This is a genomic window from Pseudalkalibacillus sp. R45 (assembly GCF_052246725.1).
In the GTDB taxonomy this organism is placed as follows: Bacteria; Bacillota; Bacilli; order Bacillales; family Fictibacillaceae; genus Pseudalkalibacillus.
Genome location: NZ_JBQQCL010000005.1, coordinates 190,159 through 211,099, shown reverse-complemented (window position 1 = coordinate 211,099; position 20,941 = coordinate 190,159). Strand labels below are relative to the sequence as shown.

The window sequence follows — 20,941 nt, the reverse complement described above, 5'->3', positions numbered from 1 at the left end:
ATGATGTTGACTGAAAAACGTGAAATGATCAAAATCGAAAAGCTGAACAAGAGCTTTGGCGATTTACATGTATTGAAAGATGTTGATATGGAAGTTAAAGAAAATGATGTTGTCGTATTGATCGGCGCAAGTGGATCAGGGAAAAGTACGCTGCTTAGATGTCTGAATTTCTTAGAAATCAAAAATGGTGGAAAAATCATCGTAGAAGGGAAAGAGATCGATCCTAAGAAAGACAACCTGAATAAGGTCCGTGAACGGATCGGAATGGTCTTTCAACACTTTAACCTGTTTCCTCATAAAACGGTTCTGGGAAACGTCATCGAGGCACCGTTGATGGTCAAAGGTATGAGCCGGTCTCAGGCTGAAAAAGAAGGGAAAGACCTGCTTGAAAAGGTAGGTCTTGCGGAAAAAGCTGATGTCTATCCTTCGAAGCTGTCTGGTGGTCAGAAGCAGCGTGTAGCAATAGCAAGAGCACTGGCTATGAAGCCTGATATCATGCTATTCGATGAACCCACCTCCGCATTAGACCCTGAGCTTGTCGGGGAAGTTTTATCGACAATGAAGCAATTAGCAGGAGAAGGAATGACGATGGTCGTCGTCACCCATGAAATGGGCTTTGCTCGTGAAGTCGGAGATTGGGTTTTCTATATGCATGATGGTCGTATCGTTGAACGCGGTCATCCTCAAGACCTGTTCAACAATCCTAAAGAACAACGTACGAAAGATTTCTTAAGCTCAATCCTCTAAACATGTGAAAAAGGTGTTGTCCGCAAACGGACAACACCTTTTTTGTAGTTGAAGAAATGAAGGTTGAGGCTCAAATGTTAAATACCTTGGTACCTTAGTGCTGATTTCTGGAATAATGCTCATTTTTTCTGGAATAAAATCGTTCAGAATCGTACTCTATGCCGGTCTTATTGGCTATTTTTTCCGTCGCATCAGGTAAAATCCGATCACAATCAATATGACTGCCCAGAATTGTTCAGTATAATTGACGATTGTATTGATGATTCCGATCGTATTGGTTGAAAATAGGGCAATCAGGGAAACGATAATTAAGGCTGCACCAATCCAGAGACCGCCTTGCTTTGTTTTATTATACTGTAAGATAAATCCGACCCCGATACTGAGGAAATAAACAATCCAGAGTGACGGCCAGTTGGCGATATTCCCGCTGGCATAATAATGGACTGCAATGCCGCAAATGACTACCCCTGAAAATAGCGCGTACGGTTCATTCTTCTGCAAGAGGAACGCAATTCCGATAATTAGCAAGAATGCGGGAAGGGCACCGATTTCACCGATAAACGGAACGGACCATTGTCTTGCTAAAAAATATACACCCAACCCTGCGATCAATGTACCTGGAAACATACCTTGTTTCATAATCTCCTCCTCATATAGCATGAATCATGTTGTTCTTTTGCGAAAATCTTCGAAATTTGATACATTAAAGGTGTGTCAAGCCTTGATAAAGCAAGGATATACTAAAATTTGGTTTTTAGGGAATACTGATTTTTGTCTGCTAAAAATCATCTTACCATAAGACTTTCAAACACTGTTCACATTTGTTTCTGTTATGATTTTACACACATGCTATAATGCAAGTGGGAATTATATTATTTACTTCGTTTTTACATAAAAACAGGGGGTGACGAACGATGCACATTTTAAAAGTTGGACTTAATCATAAGACTGCTCCGGTTGAGATACGTGAAAAAGTTTCATTTCAACCTGGTGAGTTAGAATTAGCTTTACAGTCTTTAAGAAAAACGAAAAGTATTCTAGAATGTGTCATCGTATCGACCTGCAACCGTACTGAGATATATGCCGTCGCTGATCAGTTACACACAGGCCGATATTACATTAAAGCCTTTTTAGCGAATTGGTTTTCATTAGATAAAGATTTGCTGAATCCATATTTGCAGATCCAGGAACGTGAAGATGCCATAGAGCATTTATTCAAGGTGGTTTGCGGTTTAGATTCAATGATTCTTGGCGAAACGCAAATTCTTGGACAAGTACGCTCAAGCTTCTTTACAGCACAAGAGATTGGAACAACAGGTACCGTTTTCAACGAACTGTTCAAAAAAGCCATTACACTAGCCAAGCGTTCCCATTCCGAAACGGAAATCGGAGAAAATGCAGTCTCTGTCAGCTATGCTGCTGTGGAGCTTGCTAAAAAGATTTTCGATGGACTTGAGGGGAAGAATGTCTTGATCATCGGTGCCGGAAAGATGGGCGAACTTACTGCAAAACACTTGTGTAGTAATGGGGTTGATGATATTACAGTACTCAACCGGACATATGCAAAAGCTCAGGAAGTGGCAGCCCGTTTTAACGGACAAGCTTCTACCATGGATGAGTTGGAATCTTCTTTACAGAAAGCAGACATTGTCATCAGTTCCACAGGTTCTACAGAATTTGTGCTTTCAAAAGCAAACGTAGCACCCGTTTTGAAAAAGCGTAAAGGGAAGCCTTTGTTCATGATGGACATCGCTGTTCCACGTGATCTTTCTCCTGACTTGCAGGATCTAGAAAGCGTCTTTTTATATGACATTGATGATCTTGAAGGAATCGTTGAGGCGAATCTGGCAGAACGTCAGGAAGAGGCTGCTAAGATTAAGGTCCTTATTGAAGAGGAACTGCTTGCATTCTTGAACTGGATCAATACATTAGGTGTTGTTCCTGTCATTACCGCATTAAGACAAAAAGCTCTTTCCATTCAAGCTGAAACGATGAAAAGCATCGAGCGTAAAATGCCTGATCTTACCGATCGTGAACGTAAAGTTCTCAGCAAACATACAAAGAGTATCATCAACCAACTGCTCCGTGATCCGATCACGAAGGTGAAAGAGTTGGCTGCAGAACCTGATTCGAATGAGCATTTAGAGCTTTTTACACAGCTATTCGGAATTGAAGAAGAGTTGGAACATGTACTAAAAGAGGAGCGTCTTGCTCGCGAACAAAAGTCGACTGAGGTAGAAACGGAGAAATCGTTTCAAACTGTCTCCAACCCGGCGGCGAATTAGCTTGCTCCCAGGAGAGGAGTTGTATCGTGAGTAGTATCAGGTGGATTTACGATATTACAATTATTTTGTACGCACTCAGCGTACTAGGATATTTCATGGATTTCTTACAAAACAACCGGAAGGCGAACAGAATTGCCTTCTGGTTGCTTTCTATTGTCTGGGTATTGCAATCATTTGTTTTAATATTACGGATTTTTGAAGCAAACCGTTTTCCGATACTCACACCAACGGAAGGGTTATTTTTTTATTCATGGGTCATCGTCACCCTTTCTATGTTGATCAACTGGTTTTTCCGTGTACATTTCTTTGCGTTTTTTACAAATATCATCGGTTTCATCCTCATGGCAGTCAGTTGGTTTGCTCCAAATAATCAAGTTTCAGAAGCATTTTCCGATCAACTGATCAACGAGTTGGCGATCATACATATTACGATGGCATTCATTGCTTATGGAGCTTTTACGGTTTCAAGCATTCTATCGATTATGTATCTTGTTCAGTACAATATGCTGAAACAAAAAAAAGTAGGGAAACGATTGTGGCGCTTTGAAAGCCTTACCCGGTTGGAAACACTACCTTTCATCCTGAATATGGTTGGGGTCCCGATCCTGTTCCTAAGCCTGATATTAGGGCTGATTTATGGGTATAAAGTGTACGAGACACAGGCGATTTTCACAGACGCGAAAGTGATCAGCTCATTCATGGTCTTATCCGTGTATGGAATCTACTTGTACTTGAAGGTAGGCAAAGGAGCTTTCGGCCGCCAGTTAGCATACTGGAATGTCGCAGGGCTTCTTGTCATCCTGATCAACTACTTTTTAGCTGCTACTTTAACGGAGTTTCATTTGTGGTATTAACATTATTAACAAATGAATTAACGAATGATAAACCGCGTATTTCGACAAGGGTGCCAGGCACTTTTCTGGAACTCTTGGGGCACAAGGGCTAAAATGTCGTGCCTGGCACCGTGAAATATTGCACTGTGGGATCGTACCGTAAAAAAGAATTTATGTCTGGAGGCCAATTATGCGTAAGATTGTCATCGGTTCTCGAAGAAGTAAACTGGCTCTTACCCAAACACGTTGGGTGATTGATCAATTGAAGAAAGCAGGAGCACCATTCGAGTTCGAAATCAAAGAGATTGTAACAAAGGGAGATCAAATCTTAAACGTGACCCTTTCAAAAGTGGGAGGGAAAGGTCTCTTTGTTAAAGAAATTGAACAGGCTATGATTGATAAGGAAATCGACTTCGCTGTCCACAGTATGAAGGATATGCCGTCTGTTCTTCCTGAAGGACTTGAACTTGCTTGCACCCCACCTCGTGAAGATTATCGCGATGCGCTTATTTCTGAAAATCATATGCCATTTGAAGAATTGCCTGAAGGTGCGGTGATTGGGACGAGCAGCTTGAGAAGAGGAGCACAATTGCTTGCGAAACGGCCGGATCTCTCTATAAAATGGATACGTGGGAATATTGATACAAGACTTGCGAAACTAGAAAATGAAGACTATAACGCTATTGTTTTAGCTGCGGCTGGATTGAAACGTATGGGATGGTCTGATGATGTGGTCAGTCAATACTTGGAGAAGGACGTTTGCATTCCGGCAGTGGGACAAGGATCACTTGCGATTGAATGCCGAGAAAGTGATCAGGAGCTGAAGGCTTGGTTGGAAAAAATCAATTGTCCGGATACGTTCGATACCGTTCGTGCTGAAAGAGCGTTCTTACGTACTCTTGAAGGTGGGTGCCAGGTTCCGATCGGCGGACTCGCAGAGCTTGACGATGACACGAGAACGATCACTCTTACTGGATTTGTTTCTACTCCAGATGGAAAGACAATCATCAAAGATACAATCAAGGGCACTGACCCAGAAAAAATCGGAGTCGAATTAGCTAAGGGACTTGGTGAGCGTGGTGCGAAAGATATTTTGGATCGGGTTAAAAAGGAGCTTGATCAGTAATGGATAAGGGACTGCCGTTTTCAGATCATAAAATATTAATAACAAGATCTGAAGAACAGGCTCTTCCGCTTGTCCATTCAATTGAACTAAGGGGAGGGGAAGCTGTTGTGATTCCTCTTCTTTCTTTTCAAACAGCCAGAGACAATACAGCATTAAAAAGAGCGATCCACGAGATAGAACATTTTCAGTGGATCGTTTTTACGAGTCAAAACACGGTCCGTTATTTTCTCAGTCAGTTACAAGAAGAGGGCCATTCGATTGAGCTTCTTGACTCATTAAAAATTGCAGCGATTGGAAAGAAGACTTTAGAGCTCCTAGAAAAGAGCGGTATAAAAGTTGACTTTGTTCCTTCAAGATTCGTAGCAGAACAATTTACGAAAGAGTTCATCCATCAAACTAATGGTGAGCGTATTTTGCTTCCACATGGAAATTTAGCACGAAGGATCATTGTTGATGAATTGACTGAATCCGGGTTAGAGGTTGAACCTGTCATCACCTATGAGACGGTTCCTAATGATGCCAATAGAGAAGCATTACAACAAGCATTGAAAGATCGAGATGTTGATATCCTTATGTTCACGAGCTCATCCACCGTTCATTTCTTCTTTCAATTGACGGAAGCGGATGAAACGTTGAATGACCGGATATGTGCGTGTATCGGACCGATAACCGCTGAAACGCTTGAAAAATATGGAGTAACTGCAGATATTGTGGCAGAAGAATATACGACGGAAGGCTTGATTGCTTCACTCGAGTCTTATTTAGAAGGCTTTGTTAAATAAGACTTGATGATTTCTGACTAAGTTTGATTGAAGCGAAATTTGCGAACTTCTGCAGAGCCAGGCCCACCGTTTTTCGCAAAAAACAATAAAGAAAACTTGGGCTTTGCCAAGCCTTAGCGCTGGCTGAACCTTAGTTGCCCTTATATTGAAGAAAGTATTTATACTTTCTTTAAATGCAATAGAGTATAACAAAGCAATTTAATAAAGGAGGAACGACGATGAACAATGCATTCCAACGACATCGACGATTAAGACGAACTGGCAGTATGCGTTCATTAGTACGTGAAACATTTTTACAAAAAGAAGATTTGATTTACCCACTCTTTATTGTAGAAGGTGAGGATGTTAAGGATGAGGTCAGCTCGATGCCGGGCGTGTTCCATTATTCCTTGGATCGCTTACAAGAAGAGCTTGATGAGATTACTGGGCTCGGCCTTCAATCTGTCATTGTTTTCGGAGTTCCGCAACATAAAGATGAGCGCGGTACATCTGCTTACGAGGAAAATGGGATTGTTCAACGTTCCATTACCTTTATCAAAGAAAACTATCCTTCATTGACGGTGATTGCGGACACATGCCTCTGTCAGTATACAGACCACGGCCACTGTGGGGTCATCCATGATGGAGATGTGCTGAATGATCAGTCTCTTGAATTGTTGGCACAGACAGCGATTTCCCAAGCAAAAGCTGGAGCAGACATCATTGCGCCATCTAATATGATGGACGGATTCGTAGCAGCGATTCGCGCCGGACTTGATGAAGCTGGCTTTGAAGATATTCCGATCATGTCATACGCAGTCAAATATGCCTCTGCTTTTTATGGTCCATTCCGTGATGCAGCTCATAGTTCACCACAGTTTGGTGACCGGAAGACGTATCAAATGGACCCGTCAAATCGCCTTGAAGCGATCCGTGAGGCACAATCGGATTATGAGGAAGGAGCAGACTTCCTTATGGTCAAGCCGGCCCTTGCTTATCTCGATATTTTAAGAGAGATCAAGGACCGTTTCCCATTGCCACTTGTCGCCTATAATGTAAGTGGGGAGTATTCGATGATCAAAGCAGCATCACAAAATGGCTGGATCGACGAAAAGGAAGTTGTTCTTGAGAAACTTACTGGTATGAAACGCGCAGGTGCAGACTTGATCATCACCTACTTTGCAAAGGATGCATCACGCTACATTGATGAAAGATAATCGATAGGAAGGGTGTTAAGATGAATAATCGTACATTCGAAAAATCAAAGCAAGCATTTTCTAAAGCGACACCACTCATGCCCGGAGGCGTCAACAGTCCCGTCCGTGCGTTCAAGTCTGTAGATATGGATCCGATTTATATGAAACGCGGGAAAGGTTCCAAAATCTACGATCTCGATGAGAATGAATATATCGATTATGTGTTGAGCTGGGGGCCTCTGATCCTTGGCCATGCAGATGATCATGTCGTTGAAGCATTGAAAAAAGCGACTGAAGCAGGGACAAGCTTTGGTGCACCCCATGAAATGGAGACAAAGCTTGCAGAATTGGTGATTGAACGCGTACCATCCATTGACGTTGTGAGGATGGTGAACTCAGGAACGGAAGCTACAATGAGTGCTCTCCGTCTTGCGCGAGGATACACAGGCCGTAACAAGATTCTGAAATTTGAAGGTTGTTACCATGGCCATGGGGATTCACTCCTTATAAAGGCCGGCTCTGGGGTTGCAACACTCGGATTGCCAGATAGTCCAGGAGTTCCTGAATCAATTGCGCAGAATACGATTACCGTTCCATACAATGACCCGGAAAGTGTGCAATACGCATTTGAGCAATACGGTAAGGATATTGCAGGTGTCATTGTAGAGCCAGTTGCAGGGAACATGGGTGTCGTTCCTCCTAAGGACGGCTTCCTGGAATTCTTGCGTGAGATTACAGAAGACCATGGCACATTACTGATTTTTGATGAAGTAATGACTGGATTCCGCGTCGGATACCAATGTGCACAAGGCCATTTTGGAGTGACACCTGACTTGACGTGTCTCGGAAAAGTAATCGGAGGCGGACTGCCAGTTGGAGCGTATGGCGGTAAAAAAGAAATCATGGATCGGATTGCGCCGAGCGGACCAATCTATCAAGCTGGTACGTTATCTGGAAACCCATTGGCGATGACAGCTGGCTATGAAACACTGCGTCAATTGACAGAAGAGTCTTATACAGAATTCGGTAAAAAAGCAGACCGATTGGAGCAAGGTCTTTCAGAAGCTGCTGAAAAACACGGTATTCCACATCATATCAATCGTGCAGGTTCGATGATCGGGTTGTTCTTCACTGACAATGAAGTCATCAACTATGAAACAGCAAGCTCTTCTAATCTTGATGCATTCACAGTGTATTTCAAGTCAATGATCAATCAAGGCATCTCCATTCCGCCATCACAATACGAAGGATTATTCTTATCTACGAAACATTCAGATAAGGATATTGAAAAGACGATAGAAGCAAGCGACAACGCCTACAAAGAAGTAGCGGCATTTCTACAAAAATAAAGGCTGTTTTCGTAAACTTTGTTGCTCTTGCACTTGAAGAAAGTATAAAATACTTTCTTCAGTATAAGGGCAACTAAGGCTCGACCTACAAAAGGCATGGTCTCGCCAAGTTTTCTTTAAAAGTCGTTGGTTTCCGCTCCGGGATGCTCGCTTTCCGCGGGGCGTGCGGTGAGCCCACTCGTCGCCTTGCGACATTGAATGGTCTCACCTGTCCAATCAACTTGCACAAGGTTAGTTTTTTAAAAAGACTCAAAAGCAACCATCTTTTAGAAAAGAGCCTAAATAAAAGAAAGCATTTAAATATAGCAGGTAGGATATCGTAAATATCCTACCTGCTTTTTTATAAGGAAAATATGGCCATGATATGGGAGAAACGAATTGGAATGAACATCTAACGGACACCAGAGCCCTTATTCACCTGATTAAGCTGAAAAAATACTGTTTTCCCAAAATATCGTCTCTCCTGTCCGCTAAATTGTGAAATTACCTTGTTTTGTCCAGAATAAGGTCTTCTGTGTCCGTTAAAGTGAGACGCATTAGAGCTAATAAAAAAGGCTGCCTTTGGGACGTTTCTATAGATACATATAATTGGTATAACGAAATATCCTTATTTTAACAGTTGTCATTCCAATATTGGACAATCTTTCGAAACAGTCATTAACCATGTCATTTTTAGGTATAAAATCACGACTCAGACATACATCTGTATTGTACAGGAATAATTGTGTTGAGAGGGGGAGCTTGCTTTGACAGAGCGTAATCAGTCTAAGTTACAGTTTTCAATAGAAGAATCCGTTTGGCTAAATAAGGGACAGGAGGTTGAGGAACTTTACAGTGTAGCCTTGGACCCGGACGTGACGATTGAAGAAGTGGATGATCAAATCTGTATTAAAGGATTTCTCTGTTTGACGGGTGAATACAGATGTGCTGACCAAGATGACGAAGAGCCATCTACAGAAGACTCAAACTTCCTTGGATATCGCTCGTTTTCCCAATTGAATGAAGTATCGGATGATGTAGTGAAGTTGGATCACCGTTTCCCTGTTGATATCACCCTCCCGAAGAATCGAGTTCATGATAAGGATGAACTCTATGTGACGGTTGATAACTTCGATTATGACATGCCGACACCTTCTTGTATTGAGGTTTCCGCAGCTGTCAGTGTGACTGGTGTTTATGAGAACCAGGGATATGCTGCTGAAAATTTTGAAGATCAAGAGTCAGTATATGAAAATGAAGTTTATGAAACTCGTGAAGAAGAAGATGACGATGATGAATTATATGAAGGTGGATCGAATCCATTTCCTATTCTGGAATTCGAATCACGTCGATCACCGCAAAGTGAAGAAGATGAAAATGTTGAAACAGAATATCAAGCTGTGAGAAGAGAGCCTCAAGTTGAATTTATGAGCAGGGCAGAAGAGCATTATGACCGTTCAGCATCCTATGAATATGAAAGTGATATGGAGGATTCAGATACTTCGAGCTTTGAAATCGAATACGAGGAAGAAGAAACCTATCGTCCTGAACAATATGAGTATGAAGAAGATGACGATGAGTATTACTATGAGGAAGAGTCCGAAGAGGTATATGAAGAGCAAGCGGTAGAGGAGACGTCATCCAGCCGTCCACCGCGTGAAGAAAATGCTCTTTATTTAACAAAGATGCTTACAAGAGATGACGAAGAGCTCACAAAGATGAAGATGTGTATCATCCAAGCAGGTGACTCCTTAGATTCGATTGCTGGCAGATATGATGTACCGCCTAGTCAGCTGATGCGGGTCAACCGCTTAGAGAGTGAAGAGATTGAAGAAGGACAAATTTTATATATACCAGTTTCAGCACGTTAGGATGGTGTCCTTATGAGCATGGATATACTGGAGCTCATCGAAAAACACTACCCTCTGAAACCGTTGCGGTGGAAGCATAAAAATGAAGTCCTGGAAACTGATGCTGGCACGAAAAGAGTTCGTATCTGGTCAGATGAATCGACAATGAACTGGCATTTCAGCTGGAGAGAGCGTCTGGAAAGCAACAATGTGTTGACCGATCGGATGATCCGGACGTTGGATACAGAGTGGTCCCTTCCTTATGAAGGCCAATTCCTGACTCTCCATGATGAACGGTATGAGCCTTTTCCGAAGCACAACCATGAACAAACGTGGGGGATGTTCATCGGGAAATTATTAGCTCTTGGAATTGAAAATCCAGACGACCAGGAAGCATATTTCTCTGAGACAAGAGAGCAGATGGTAGAAAAGTATGGATTGAATCGTTCAGATCTCAATATGCCAGTTCTTAATCGAAGTCTGCCTGAGTCAAGAAGGCGGCTGAGGACTGTTGAAACGATAAAAAATCGATTCAGACATCTTAAAATTCCAGCGTTGGAGCCATCTATTTTGACCCATCAGGGAAAGCGTGTCCATGGAAGATTGTTTTGGCAGGGTGGGGATGATACTCCTGAACGAAGCATGACAGGATTATGTGATTTTCTTTCTGATTGGCGTTTAGCGACGGATACCCAATCGATGTACAGAGTGCTTGATTCGATCCATGATCATTTTCCACTTGAAGGGGGATATGATCAACTGCTAGCAGCAGAACTCATTGCACCAAGAGAAGTGCAAAGGTGTGTGCGGAGGCTCGCATCAACAGAAGGTCAATCACCAAGTGAAATATTGGATATGTTCGAGCGTGAGTGGGAATCGAACAGAGTTCTAGTAGAAGAGGTTTGTCACTGGATTGAGCACCGCGCAAAGAAGGTGGTACGATGAAAGCCACATCAATGTCAGTCGATGGCATCATCCTATATTATTATGACTTGTTCCCAGAAAAAATCGAGTCTTATGGCAGTGTTCAACGTATTACTTCAAAACGGGGGACATTCGCCCTTAAAGAAACGACCATGAACAAGGAACAGGTGGAATGGTTCTTGCATTGCATGGACCGGCTTAATGAAATTGGGTATGATCATGTCGTTCCTTTGACTAGAACGAAATATGGCGATCCTTATGTGGTTGTCAACAATCGTTACTACTATTTGACCAAATGGTATGAAAACGACTCCCGTTCGAGCTTTCCTTATGAGGATTTCATAATCGATGAGCTTGGAAAACTCCATGCCAATACCGTAAAAGCGCAATCTTTCTCAGAAGAAGTGATCAAGGATTCTTATACTGGGCTGACGAGGCGTTTCGAGCAAAGACAGCTGGAGATGGAAAGGTTCACTGAGCTAGCTGAACGGCAAACATATATTTCACCTTTTGAACTTCGCTACCTTTCCCAATTCCATAAAATGATGCGGATTGCTGAAGAAGCAAAACAGAAAGTCTCGGAATGGTATAAAGGCTGTGAAGAACACCAGCGCTATCGGAGTGTTTTATGCCATGGCCGTCCGTTCAGGGGGCATGTCGTCCAGGATCAACTTGGTGAAGGAAGCTTCATCAACTTTGAAAGGGCGATACTAGATACTCCTGTTCGTGACCTGGCCTATTTCTTCCGGACAGCAGCACAATATCCGGAATGGAGTGAACATGTAGCGATGGATTGGCTAGAACGTTATGAGAGCCATCTGCCTTTATTACCTGAGGAAAAGATTTTACTTGCAAGTTATCTGAAGTTCCCTGAACCTGTATTTTCTACAATCCAGATATACCAAGGTTCTCCAGATATCTCCCAGCTTGAGCTTGTCCGTAAATTAGACCGCAAACTGAATGTCATGAAATCTCTTGACCGTTTTACAGATCAGTTTCTTCAGACGATCCCATATTAGCGGTAATTTGAGGTAGCTGACACTTTGAACGATAAACTCTGCTTTTCAGCAGGGTTTTTGTTTTTTTTACCAGAATTCATAATAAATCGCCAGGTGGAGAGCAAGAAGGATGACTACAAGTATGATATCGAATGCCGACGGGAACAGCAGTGTCCGGATCGCCTGAAATATCAACAACGGAAAGACAAACTGCTCACAGATGCTTCTGAATTGTCGGAGGTGATAGTGAAACCGGTATTTGTTGAAGCCTCGACGTCTCCTCATTGTGATGATCCTTTCTTTTACAGGGATTACTATATGTTATGATACTTGCCTAACTTCCGTGCCCATTTTTGTTTAAAAGAGAAAATTTGTGGAAAGCCTATTGACGATAAGACAATTCAAAAGGTAAACTATATACTACTAATACGTGTTTAAAAAATGGATAGTATGCTTCGATAGGGAAGAGTAGATTGTGAAACCTAAAGAGAGGGAAATCATCAGCTGAAAGATTTCTCAGGAGGTAGCAGTTGAATGTCACCCTTGAGCAACTTCTCTGAACCAGGAAAGTAAGAGGAGTCGGATTCTGACCGTTATCAATTAGAGGTGTGCAGCCAGTTATTATTGTGCTGCAAACAAAGGTGGTACCGCGAACTTCTTTCGTCCTTTGAGGATGTAAAAGAGGTTTTTTTTGTTTCATTTGAAGAAAGTATAAATACTTTCTTCAATATAGGGGCAACTAAGGCTCAGCCTGCGCTAAGGCTTGACTTAGCCAAGTTTTCTTTATTATTTCTTTTGCGAAATTCGCTTTTTTGCAAAATCGCTCCCTTGCCGCGGGGGATCGAACTTAGTCAGAAATCAACGTAAGATTTAACAAAGCCTTCGCTTAAAGTAATTTATCAAGGTCATTTTCTAAAAAAGAACTGTACTTAAAATGAATAATGAGGTTTTAAGGAGGAGTAAGAAATGTCTAAACAAGAGCAAGAAATTTCGATGCCGACAAAATATGATCCACAAAAGACAGAAGAAAAATGGTATCAATATTGGCTCGATGGGAAGTTTTTCGAAGCAAAGGGAGGGGAAGACAAGAAACCTTATACCATCGTGATCCCGCCACCGAACGTAACCGGTAAACTTCATCTCGGTCACGCGTGGGATACAACGTTACAAGATATCATGATCCGAACAAAGCGTATGCAAGGTTATGATGCGCTTTGGCTGCCTGGTATGGACCATGCAGGGATCGCTACACAGGCCAAGGTAGAAGGGAAGCTGAAGGAAGAAGGAACGTCGAGATACGAGCTCGGCCGTGAAAAATTCCTTGAAGTTTCTTGGGAATGGAAGCATGAATATGCTGATTTCATCCGTAAGCAATGGTCGAAGCTAGGGCTGTCCCTTGATTATTCCCGTGAACGTTTTACACTCGATGAAGGATTGTCTGACGCAGTTAAAGAAGTTTTCGTTTCACTTTACGAAAAAGGTCTCATTTACCGTGGAGAATACATTATTAACTGGGATCCACAGACAAAGACCGCGTTATCAGACATCGAAGTTATTTATCAGGACGTACAAGGCGCCCTTTATCATATGAAATACGCTCTTGCAGATGGAAGCGGACATATCGAGGTTGCAACGACCCGTCCAGAAACAATGCTTGGAGATACTGCGGTTGCGGTCCATCCTAAAGACGATCGATATAAAGACTTGATTGGGAAAAAAGTTAAGCTTCCGATCACAGAACGTGAAATCGAAATTGTAGCGGATGATTATGTTGACATGGAATTTGGCTCAGGAGCTGTCAAGATTACACCTGCGCATGATCCAAACGACTTCGAAATCGGAAACCGTCATAATCTTAAACGGATCCTCGTAATGGATGAGGGCGGAACGATGAACGAAGAAGCAGGTCCTTATCAAGGCCTGGATCGCTTTGAATGTCGGAAGAAGATCGTCAAAGACCTCCAAGACCAGGGTGTCCTTTTCAAGATTGAAGAGCACATGCATTCAGTTGGCCATTCGGAAAGAAGCGGAGCGGTTGTCGAGCCATACCTTTCCACACAATGGTTCGTAAAAATGCAGCCGTTAGCCGAACAAGCTATCCAATTGCAAAAGGAAGAAGACAAAGTCCATTTCGTTCCAGACCGTTTCGAAAAGACATATTTGCGGTGGATTGAAAATATCCGGGATTGGTGTATCAGCCGACAGCTATGGTGGGGGCATCGAATTCCTGCCTGGTACCATAAAGTAACCGGTGAAATATACGTCGGCCGCACCGCACCAGAAGATCCGGAAAACTGGGAACAAGATGAAGACGTACTGGATACATGGTTCAGTTCAGCACTTTGGCCCTTCTCTACAATGGGGTGGCCGGATAAAGATTCGGCTGATTTCAAGCGTTACTATTCAACTGATGTATTGGTAACGGGGTATGACATCATTTTCTTCTGGGTTGCACGTATGATCTTCCAGGGGCTTGAATTTACTGGAGAACGTCCATTCAAGGATGTTCTGATTCATGGATTGGTTCGGGACTCAGAAGGACGCAAGATGAGTAAATCACTTGGCAACGGTGTCGACCCGATGGATGTCATTGATAAATACGGAGCTGACTCACTGCGTTTCTTCCTCTCAACAGGAAGCTCGCCAGGAAACGACCTCCGCTTTTACTGGGAAAAGGTTGAGTCGACCTGGAACTTCGGAAACAAAATATGGAACGCTTCACGTTTTGCATTGATGAATATGGATGGTATGACAGCGGATGAAATCGACTTATCTGGTGAGAAATCACTTGCTGATGAATGGATCCTGACTCGTCTGAATGAAACGATCGAATCCGTTACGAAATTGATTGATGCCTACGAGTTCGGAGAAGTTGGCAGAACGTTATACAACTTCATCTGGGATGATTTCTGTGACTGGTATATCGAAATGGCGAAACTTCCTCTTTATGGAGAGGATGAAGCACGTAAGAAAACGACCCGATCTGTTCTTGCGTATGTCCTCGATCAGACTTTACGCCTGCTTCACCCATTCATGCCATTCATTACAGAAGAGATCTGGCAGCATATCCCTCATAAAGGCGAGTCGATCACAGTTGCTGATTGGCCAGTCAAACGCGAGGATCTTCATTTTGAAGAATCTGCAAAGGAAATGAAGGTGTTGACTGAAATCATTCGTTCGGTCCGTAATACACGTTCGGAGATGAACGTACCGCCAAGCAAACCAATTGAAATTCAACTTAAGCCTCAGAATGAGGAAATTCTGAAACAATTGGAGAACAATCGTACGTATCTGGATCGCTTCTGTAATCCAGAGCCGTTGACGATGGGGCTTGACCTGGAGGCACCAGAAAAAGCGATGACCTCAATCGTCAGCGGTGTGGAGATCTTCTTACCGCTAGAAGGATTGATCGATATTGAAGAAGAAATCAAACGCTTGGAAAATGAATATAAAAAATGGAATTCAGAAGTTGAGCGCGTACAGAAAAAACTAGGTAACGAAGGATTTGTCAAGAAAGCACCGGAAAAAGTAGTTCAAGAAGAACGCCAAAAAGAAAAGACGTATCTGGAAAATCGACAAAAGGTTGAAGATCGTATTAACGAATTAAAGAATTAATCGAGTGAAGGAGGCGGATCATGGTGATTCGTCTTCTTCATAGTTATCAAGGAGTAGCGAAATGAAAACTTATGAAGAGACATTACACTGGATTCACGAACTTCTTGCATTTGGCATGAAACCTGGGTTATTGAGGATGGAATGGATGCTGAAAGAACTTGGCCACCCTGAAAAAGACCTGACAGCTGTCCATCTGGCGGGGACAAATGGAAAAGGATCCACCCTTACGTATATGCGTTGTATTTTGCAAGAAGCAGGTTTTACGGTCGGGACATTCACCTCACCTTATATTGAACGCTTCAATGAGCGAATCTCCATCAACGGGGAACCGATGACAGATGACGAGCTGGTAAAGGTTGCGAATGATGTGAGACCCATTGCTGAAAAATTGGCTGCTACCGATTTAGGGACTCCGACTGAATTCGAGGTGGTGACGATCCTCTCGATTGTATATTTCGCCAGGTACCGAAAAGTCGATATAATCCTATTTGAAACAGGCCTTGGAGGAAGGCTCGATTCGACGAATGTCATCCAGCCTATACTCACAGGCATTACGAACATCGGGTATGACCACACCGCGATTTTGGGTAATACATTGCAAGAAATTGCTTACGAGAAAAGCGGAATCATCAAATCAGGGGTCCCTCTTGTCACTGGGGTGGAACAAGCAGAAGCCATCAAAGTTGTGGAAGAAAAGGCAAAAGAGCAAAATGCATGGATCACTTGCTTACAAAGAGATTATTTCATAACGGATCATGAAGTATTGGAAGAGGGAGAATCGTTTACGTTAAAGAGTCCATCTCGAATCTATGAAAATCTTCGTGTTAAAATGAGCGGTTTCCATCAAGTGAAAAACGCAGCAATGGCGATTGTCATGATTGAAGCCTTAGGCGAACGAATCGATTTCGAAATTCAAAAGCAGCCTATTTTTGATGGTCTACTTCAAGCTCAATGGCCAGGTCGTTTTGAACAAGTGAGTGAAAACCCACTGATTATTCTCGACGGTGCTCACAATAAAGAAGGAATCGAAAGCCTCAAACAAACCTTGATCAGTCATTATCCAAATTGGAAAAAAAGAATCCTCTTCAGTGCCTTAAGTGATAAGCCGGTCAATGAGATGCTATCTGAACTTTACGACAGCATCGATCACCTCATGTTTACATCTTTCGACTTTCCAAGAGCCAGCTCTGCTGAATCTTTATTTGAACGATGTGAATATGAACCAAAAGACCTAGAAGAGGATTTTGAAGCCGCATTGAAAAAAGAGATGGATCGGATGGGGGAGGAAGATGTCCTCGTTATTACAGGGTCCTTATACTTCATATCAATGGCTAGGGAAATTTTCAAAAATATGAAATAAATTGAATATTTTAATTACATTTTCTGAGAAGTTTTGATAAAATATGAATAAGGATAAATAGTACGTTAGACTCAATTGAAATGTAAGGGATAAAGGCGAAGGGGGGATGAACATGACGAAAGGTGCAAAACGTGTGCTCATAACGCTCTGTGCGTTAGCTTGGACTGTGGTCCTATGGGCATTCTTCACCTACTCGATACCATCGTTAGAAGGCTATTGGTTAGATATTATCGGCATGTTGATCATGATGGTTGTCGTCTCATTGTTCCCGATCCATGTGAAGGGGACGAACATCTCCTTGATACAGGGGATATCCCTCGCCGTCTTCCTGCATTTCGGATTATTGATTGAATTGGTCCTCGTACAAGTTACGATTGCAGCCTCAATGATCAGGTTGAAATATCCACTTTATCGATTTGGGACAAGTTCACTCATGTTCATGTTGGTTTCTGCATCAGCAGCATTGGTCTATTATCTGCTTGGTGGCGAAGTCGGCGGATTGGGCATGAATGAGTATCCAAAGATTATACCAGTTCTCGGTTACTCTCTTACAGCTATCCTTACGAATCATTTCATCCTCTATTTATTGCGTCGATACATATATAAAGAAACAAGTTCATTGTTTGATAAAGATTTCCTCTGGGAGATGTTCATGGAGTCATTCATCCTTCCTGTCGGGATCACCTTCTACATCATCTATTCACAACTAGGTACAACAGCCATTTTATTCGTCGGTATCCCTTTTGTCGTCATTTCATTATTTGTGAATATGTACCATTCCAGCCAGAAGATCAACCACTTACTGAAGTTTACAAGTAAAATTGGACAAGAATTGACCGAAAGCTTGAAAGTAGATGAAATATTAGATATTTATATGGACCGTATTACGAAAATGTTGAAAGTCGATTATGCGTACATATTGGATATTGAAGATGAAACTCAATTGAGAGTTAATCGGAAATACGAATCAAAGAGAGCCTTTCATGCTGATCATCCTTATCTATTAAAAGGGGAAGGAATAAGCGGTAAAGTGTGGGAGAGCGGTCATAGCCTCCGTTTTACAGCACGTCATCAATTGCGGAAATATTCAAGAGGTTTCTTGCCAGTTTCAGTACAATCCGTCCTTTCCGTTCCAATGATCCGGAACCACGAAGTAGTAGGCGTAATCACGTTCGCATCGAATCAAAAGAAAGCATACGACAAAGCACATGCGATGATCCTTGAAATATTATCAAACTATTTAGCAGTGGCAATCGATAAGGCAAAGAACTATGAGGCTACCAAAAATAAAAGTGAACGATGCCACCTGACGAATCTATACAATTACCGATATTTTGAAGATATGCTTTCAGAAATGTATATGAATTATGAGGAAACCCATAAACCATTTTCCCTGATCCTAATGGATATCGATCATTTCAAACGTGTCAATGATACGTATGGTCACCAATCCGGCAATATCGTATTGTGCCAGGTGGCAGATAGACTTGTGGATATCATCGGAAAACATGGTACCGTAGCAAGATACGGAGGGGAAGAGTTTGTCATCGTCCTTCCGAATATGGATCATGCCGAAAGCTTGGATTTGGCTGAGGCAATCAGGGAAGACATCTCAAGTTCCCATTTCACCATTAAGAATGATCTTGGAGACCTGCGGAATAAACGGATCCATTTGACGGTCAGTATTGGGGTGTCAACTGCTCCACTACAAGGTGAGGACCCGCTGACATTAATTCGGAATGCTGACCGGGCGATGTATACAGGGGCAAAACAACAAGGAAGAAATAAAGTTGCAAGCTATATTGGATAGAAAAAGGGCTGTCCTAGAAGAAAAGTGTCAGACACCTCCAACTCAACATTTTGGATCAAAATACGATTTTACTCAAAATGTTGTTACGTGCGGAGATACTCAGACAATTTTTAGGACAGTTCCTTTTTACATATCTTAAGAATTCAGGTGATCATATGCTTCGTAACCTCAAATCGAATAATGGAAGTACACTTGTGATCGTATTGATGGTCATCATGGTCCTCGGAATCCTTATCCCAGCCGGGTTTAGCTGGTACAACAAGTTATTTCTGAATGAGAACCGGATCCTCCATCAAAAACAAGCCGTCAATCTATCCGTGAGTGCAATGGAAACGTTCAAATGGCAGGATAATTTGGAAAAGATTGATTATTTGAAGTCTTATACATATACCTTAGAAAATCCGTTGAGTGTCATGAAAGATGGAGGTAATAAGCTGCACCTATACCAATACGCTGAAGATAGCAAAGGTAATCGATTGACTTCTGAACAATTGGAGAATTATTCAGGTGAATATACAGTGGTTACCAAAGCCATTGCGGGGGACCTTAATCAAGATCAACAAAAGAGTATTAATGAACCCTATTTCTATGAACATAAAATGACTGCAGTGGAGACGGTTGCCAATGGTGAAGTCTTGATTGAATGGGAAAACAACAATTCCATTTGGATGACCTTCCAAGAATTCATACAAGATTTTGAAAATGAAACCATTGGAGGGGATGTGACAGTATTCAGTGTTGGCGAAAATCGTGTGTATGATGAAATAAATAAAATGACGATCATTACTGATGGAAATCTTTCGATCAAAGGTGGAAACACGATTAATACCAACCATAATGGCCAATCCGAAATCTCATTGATTTCAAATGAGGGGGATATTACAATTGACCAGACGGAATTGATTAGTACAGGGAACAGTAACCATAGCTTCATTTTACTCAATGCACCTCATGGAAATGTCTCTATACAAAATTCAACCATAAGAGCAGAAAGATATATATCTATTTATGCGGGTATGGATAAAGAAACAAATGAAATTAAAGCACTGGATAAAGATATACGAATAAAAAACTCGATTCTTGATGTAAATAAAAATAAGTCGGATATCATTAAAAAAGCTTCTGGAGATATTATTGAAGATTAGTATGAAAAAATACTAAGCGGTATCATCAACTCCTGATTTTTTGATTTTAAACCATCTTTCTTATAGTGGATTTTTAAATAGGCGTAGCCTTCAGTTAACTCGGTTTCAGATGAGACTGGGTTTTTGTTTTTGCCTAAAATCTCGAATCTATCCACTGGTAGTGTGAATTTATGTAAGAGAGAGGTGGTCGAGAAGTTCTCTTCATTTTGATAAAGGTGAAGTTGATTGTTTTCTATTGTTAGAATGTTGAATGTTTCTTCCTGGGTTTCAAAGTGGAGTTCTCTATCGTTCAACTTGAGGTAAACCGGTGAAGCAAGTTCCCGTGTCAGCACCGTCTTCAGTTCTTGTACTTGTGTTTCAGTACGTGCAATGCCCTCTGTTTGCTTCCAGGAAGCCTGTGCAAAAGAGAACAAACTATACAACACACCGACAATCATTGAAAAGATTGCAATTGCTGCTAGAAGTTCCACTAAAGTCATACCGCGTTCATTTTTCATCTTTAATTCCCCCATGAAACCGTGACTGTAACAAGCTTTGGTTCACTATCATCGAAAACACCTGACATGGTAACTTGTTGTGGTAATGAAGTAGAAGGAGTTTCTTCTTGATTAGATAGTTTCGCAGTATGAGTGGTTACAAAAAAATGATCCACTACATAGGTTTCCTGCACGGGCTCACCCTTTTTTAACTGATCGAGTGTCCTATTCAATTCTTGTTCTACGATTTCAACGGCTTGTTTACGAGCATCATGTTTGATGGTAGCTGTAGTGAAAAAATCCATAGATTGCGAAAGCAGTGTAAATACAAGACCGATTATGACTATAGTCACAAGAACTTCAAGCAAAGAGAGTCCTTTTTGATTATGTATCATCAATTTTCAACCACTTTCTTCATAATAATCTATATTTTAACATTATTCTGGGTTCTTTTATAGTACAATAGTAGAAGATAAAGGAAGAATGC

Annotated in this window: 18 protein-coding genes and 1 other annotated feature; of the genes, 14 read left to right on the top strand and 4 right to left on the bottom strand. The window is 41.8% G+C overall.

Annotated features, from left to right (window positions below; translation table 11 throughout):
- Positions 1-3: 3 nt before the first annotated feature.
- The gene (locus ACTWQL_RS11785; protein ID WP_443142636.1) at positions 4-747 is read left to right on the top strand and encodes an amino acid ABC transporter ATP-binding protein; all 744 of its coding nucleotides are present in this window, start codon (positions 4-6) and stop codon (positions 745-747) included.
- A 174-nt stretch (positions 748-921) separates the two neighbouring features.
- Here the strand turns inward: ACTWQL_RS11785 and ACTWQL_RS11780 are convergent, their stop codons facing one another.
- On the bottom strand, positions 922-1,386 hold the full coding sequence (locus ACTWQL_RS11780) for a hypothetical protein (protein WP_443142635.1): 465 nt from the start codon (positions 1,384-1,386) through the stop codon (positions 922-924).
- A 275-nt stretch (positions 1,387-1,661) separates the two neighbouring features.
- On the opposite strand from ACTWQL_RS11780, the gene hemA reads away from it, so the two are divergent.
- The 9 genes from hemA (at position 1,662) to ACTWQL_RS11735 (ending at position 12,069) form a co-directional block, all read left to right on the top strand.
- Positions 1,662-3,032, top strand: a complete 1,371-nt coding sequence (gene hemA, locus ACTWQL_RS11775; RefSeq protein ID WP_443142634.1) for a glutamyl-tRNA reductase — start codon at positions 1,662-1,664, stop codon at positions 3,030-3,032.
- A gap of 26 nt (positions 3,033-3,058) precedes the next feature.
- Positions 3,059-3,886: a cytochrome C assembly family protein gene (locus ACTWQL_RS11770; protein WP_443142633.1), complete on the top strand. Its 828-nt coding sequence runs from the start codon at positions 3,059-3,061 to the stop codon at positions 3,884-3,886.
- A 169-nt stretch (positions 3,887-4,055) separates the two neighbouring features.
- The gene (gene hemC, locus ACTWQL_RS11765; RefSeq protein WP_443142632.1) at positions 4,056-4,991 is read left to right on the top strand and encodes a hydroxymethylbilane synthase; all 936 of its coding nucleotides are present in this window, start codon (positions 4,056-4,058) and stop codon (positions 4,989-4,991) included.
- Positions 4,991-5,773: a uroporphyrinogen-III synthase gene (locus ACTWQL_RS11760; protein WP_443142631.1), complete on the top strand. Its 783-nt coding sequence runs from the start codon at positions 4,991-4,993 to the stop codon at positions 5,771-5,773. Before hemC ends, ACTWQL_RS11760 begins: the two co-directional genes overlap by 1 nt.
- 218 nt (positions 5,774-5,991) lie before the next feature.
- Entirely contained in the window at positions 5,992-6,969 is a 978-nt protein-coding gene (gene hemB, locus ACTWQL_RS11755; RefSeq protein WP_443142630.1) for a porphobilinogen synthase, read from the top strand.
- A 20-nt stretch (positions 6,970-6,989) separates the two neighbouring features.
- A complete protein-coding gene (gene hemL, locus ACTWQL_RS11750) occupies positions 6,990-8,297 on the top strand; it encodes a glutamate-1-semialdehyde 2,1-aminomutase (protein WP_443142629.1) in 1,308 nt (435 codons plus the stop codon).
- Positions 8,298-9,043: 746 nt separating this feature from the next.
- Positions 9,044-10,147, top strand: a complete 1,104-nt coding sequence (gene spoVID, locus ACTWQL_RS11745; protein ID WP_443142628.1) for a stage VI sporulation protein D — start codon at positions 9,044-9,046, stop codon at positions 10,145-10,147.
- Positions 10,148-10,159: 12 nt separating this feature from the next.
- Positions 10,160-11,071, top strand: a complete 912-nt coding sequence (locus ACTWQL_RS11740) for a hypothetical protein (RefSeq protein WP_443142627.1) — start codon at positions 10,160-10,162, stop codon at positions 11,069-11,071.
- Entirely contained in the window at positions 11,068-12,069 is a 1,002-nt protein-coding gene (locus ACTWQL_RS11735; RefSeq protein WP_443142626.1) for a spore coat protein YsxE, read from the top strand. Before ACTWQL_RS11740 ends, ACTWQL_RS11735 begins: the two co-directional genes overlap by 4 nt.
- Positions 12,070-12,135: 66 nt before the next feature.
- Here ACTWQL_RS11735 and ACTWQL_RS11730 read toward each other — a convergent pair whose 3' ends face one another.
- Positions 12,136-12,333, bottom strand: coding sequence for a hypothetical protein (locus ACTWQL_RS11730; RefSeq protein ID WP_261133113.1), 198 nt, complete (start codon positions 12,331-12,333; stop codon positions 12,136-12,138).
- 161 nt (positions 12,334-12,494) lie between these two features.
- Positions 12,495-12,719, top strand: a binding site (T-box leader).
- 295 nt (positions 12,720-13,014) lie between these two features.
- Here ACTWQL_RS11730 and ACTWQL_RS11725 point away from each other — a divergent pair.
- From ACTWQL_RS11725 to ACTWQL_RS11710, 4 genes are all read left to right on the top strand, one after another.
- Positions 13,015-15,663, top strand: a complete 2,649-nt coding sequence (locus tag ACTWQL_RS11725) for a valine--tRNA ligase (RefSeq protein ID WP_443142625.1) — start codon at positions 13,015-13,017, stop codon at positions 15,661-15,663.
- A gap of 61 nt (positions 15,664-15,724) precedes the next feature.
- Positions 15,725-17,023 carry a bifunctional folylpolyglutamate synthase/dihydrofolate synthase gene (locus ACTWQL_RS11720; RefSeq protein ID WP_443142624.1) on the top strand — a complete coding sequence of 433 codons (1,299 nt, stop codon included), beginning with the start codon at positions 15,725-15,727 and terminating at the stop codon, positions 17,021-17,023.
- Positions 17,024-17,135: 112 nt separating this feature from the next.
- Positions 17,136-18,833, top strand: coding sequence for a diguanylate cyclase (locus ACTWQL_RS11715; protein ID WP_443142623.1), 1,698 nt, complete (start codon positions 17,136-17,138; stop codon positions 18,831-18,833).
- Between the two features lie 155 nt (positions 18,834-18,988).
- Entirely contained in the window at positions 18,989-19,978 is a 990-nt protein-coding gene (locus ACTWQL_RS11710) for a hypothetical protein (protein ID WP_443142622.1), read from the top strand.
- On the opposite strand, the gene ACTWQL_RS11705 is transcribed toward ACTWQL_RS11710, so the two are convergent.
- Together ACTWQL_RS11705 and ACTWQL_RS11700 are read right to left on the bottom strand one after the other, a co-directional pair.
- The gene (locus tag ACTWQL_RS11705; protein WP_443142621.1) at positions 19,975-20,475 is read right to left on the bottom strand and encodes a PilW family protein; all 501 of its coding nucleotides are present in this window, start codon (positions 20,473-20,475) and stop codon (positions 19,975-19,977) included. The genes ACTWQL_RS11710 and ACTWQL_RS11705 overlap by 4 nt on opposite strands.
- A gap of 2 nt (positions 20,476-20,477) precedes the next feature.
- On the bottom strand, positions 20,478-20,849 hold the full coding sequence (locus tag ACTWQL_RS11700) for a type IV pilus modification PilV family protein (RefSeq protein ID WP_443142620.1): 372 nt from the start codon (positions 20,847-20,849) through the stop codon (positions 20,478-20,480).
- Positions 20,850-20,941 lie beyond the last annotated feature (92 nt).

Excerpts from the sequence above, each read along its gene's own strand:
- ACTWQL_RS11785 (WP_443142636.1), top strand. The coding sequence starts at position 4 with ATGTTGACTGAAAAACGTGAAATGATCAAAATCGAAAAGCTGAACAAG.
- ACTWQL_RS11780 (WP_443142635.1), bottom strand. The coding sequence starts at position 1,386 with ATGAAACAAGGTATGTTTCCAGGTACATTGATCGCAGGGTTGGGTGTA.
- hemA (WP_443142634.1), top strand. The coding sequence starts at position 1,662 with ATGCACATTTTAAAAGTTGGACTTAATCATAAGACTGCTCCGGTTGAG.
- hemC (WP_443142632.1), top strand. The coding sequence starts at position 4,056 with ATGCGTAAGATTGTCATCGGTTCTCGAAGAAGTAAACTGGCTCTTACC.
- ACTWQL_RS11760 (WP_443142631.1), top strand. The coding sequence starts at position 4,991 with ATGGATAAGGGACTGCCGTTTTCAGATCATAAAATATTAATAACAAGA.
- hemB (WP_443142630.1), top strand. The coding sequence starts at position 5,992 with ATGAACAATGCATTCCAACGACATCGACGATTAAGACGAACTGGCAGT.
- hemL (WP_443142629.1), top strand. The coding sequence starts at position 6,990 with ATGAATAATCGTACATTCGAAAAATCAAAGCAAGCATTTTCTAAAGCG.
- ACTWQL_RS11740 (WP_443142627.1), top strand. The coding sequence starts at position 10,160 with ATGAGCATGGATATACTGGAGCTCATCGAAAAACACTACCCTCTGAAA.
- ACTWQL_RS11735 (WP_443142626.1), top strand. The coding sequence starts at position 11,068 with ATGAAAGCCACATCAATGTCAGTCGATGGCATCATCCTATATTATTAT.
- ACTWQL_RS11730 (WP_261133113.1), bottom strand. The coding sequence starts at position 12,333 with ATGAGGAGACGTCGAGGCTTCAACAAATACCGGTTTCACTATCACCTC.
- ACTWQL_RS11725 (WP_443142625.1), top strand. The coding sequence starts at position 13,015 with ATGTCTAAACAAGAGCAAGAAATTTCGATGCCGACAAAATATGATCCA.
- ACTWQL_RS11720 (WP_443142624.1), top strand. The coding sequence starts at position 15,725 with ATGAAAACTTATGAAGAGACATTACACTGGATTCACGAACTTCTTGCA.
- ACTWQL_RS11715 (WP_443142623.1), top strand. The coding sequence starts at position 17,136 with ATGACGAAAGGTGCAAAACGTGTGCTCATAACGCTCTGTGCGTTAGCT.
- ACTWQL_RS11710 (WP_443142622.1), top strand. The coding sequence starts at position 18,989 with ATGCTTCGTAACCTCAAATCGAATAATGGAAGTACACTTGTGATCGTA.
- ACTWQL_RS11705 (WP_443142621.1), bottom strand. The coding sequence starts at position 20,475 with ATGAAAAATGAACGCGGTATGACTTTAGTGGAACTTCTAGCAGCAATT.
- ACTWQL_RS11700 (WP_443142620.1), bottom strand. The coding sequence starts at position 20,849 with ATGATACATAATCAAAAAGGACTCTCTTTGCTTGAAGTTCTTGTGACT.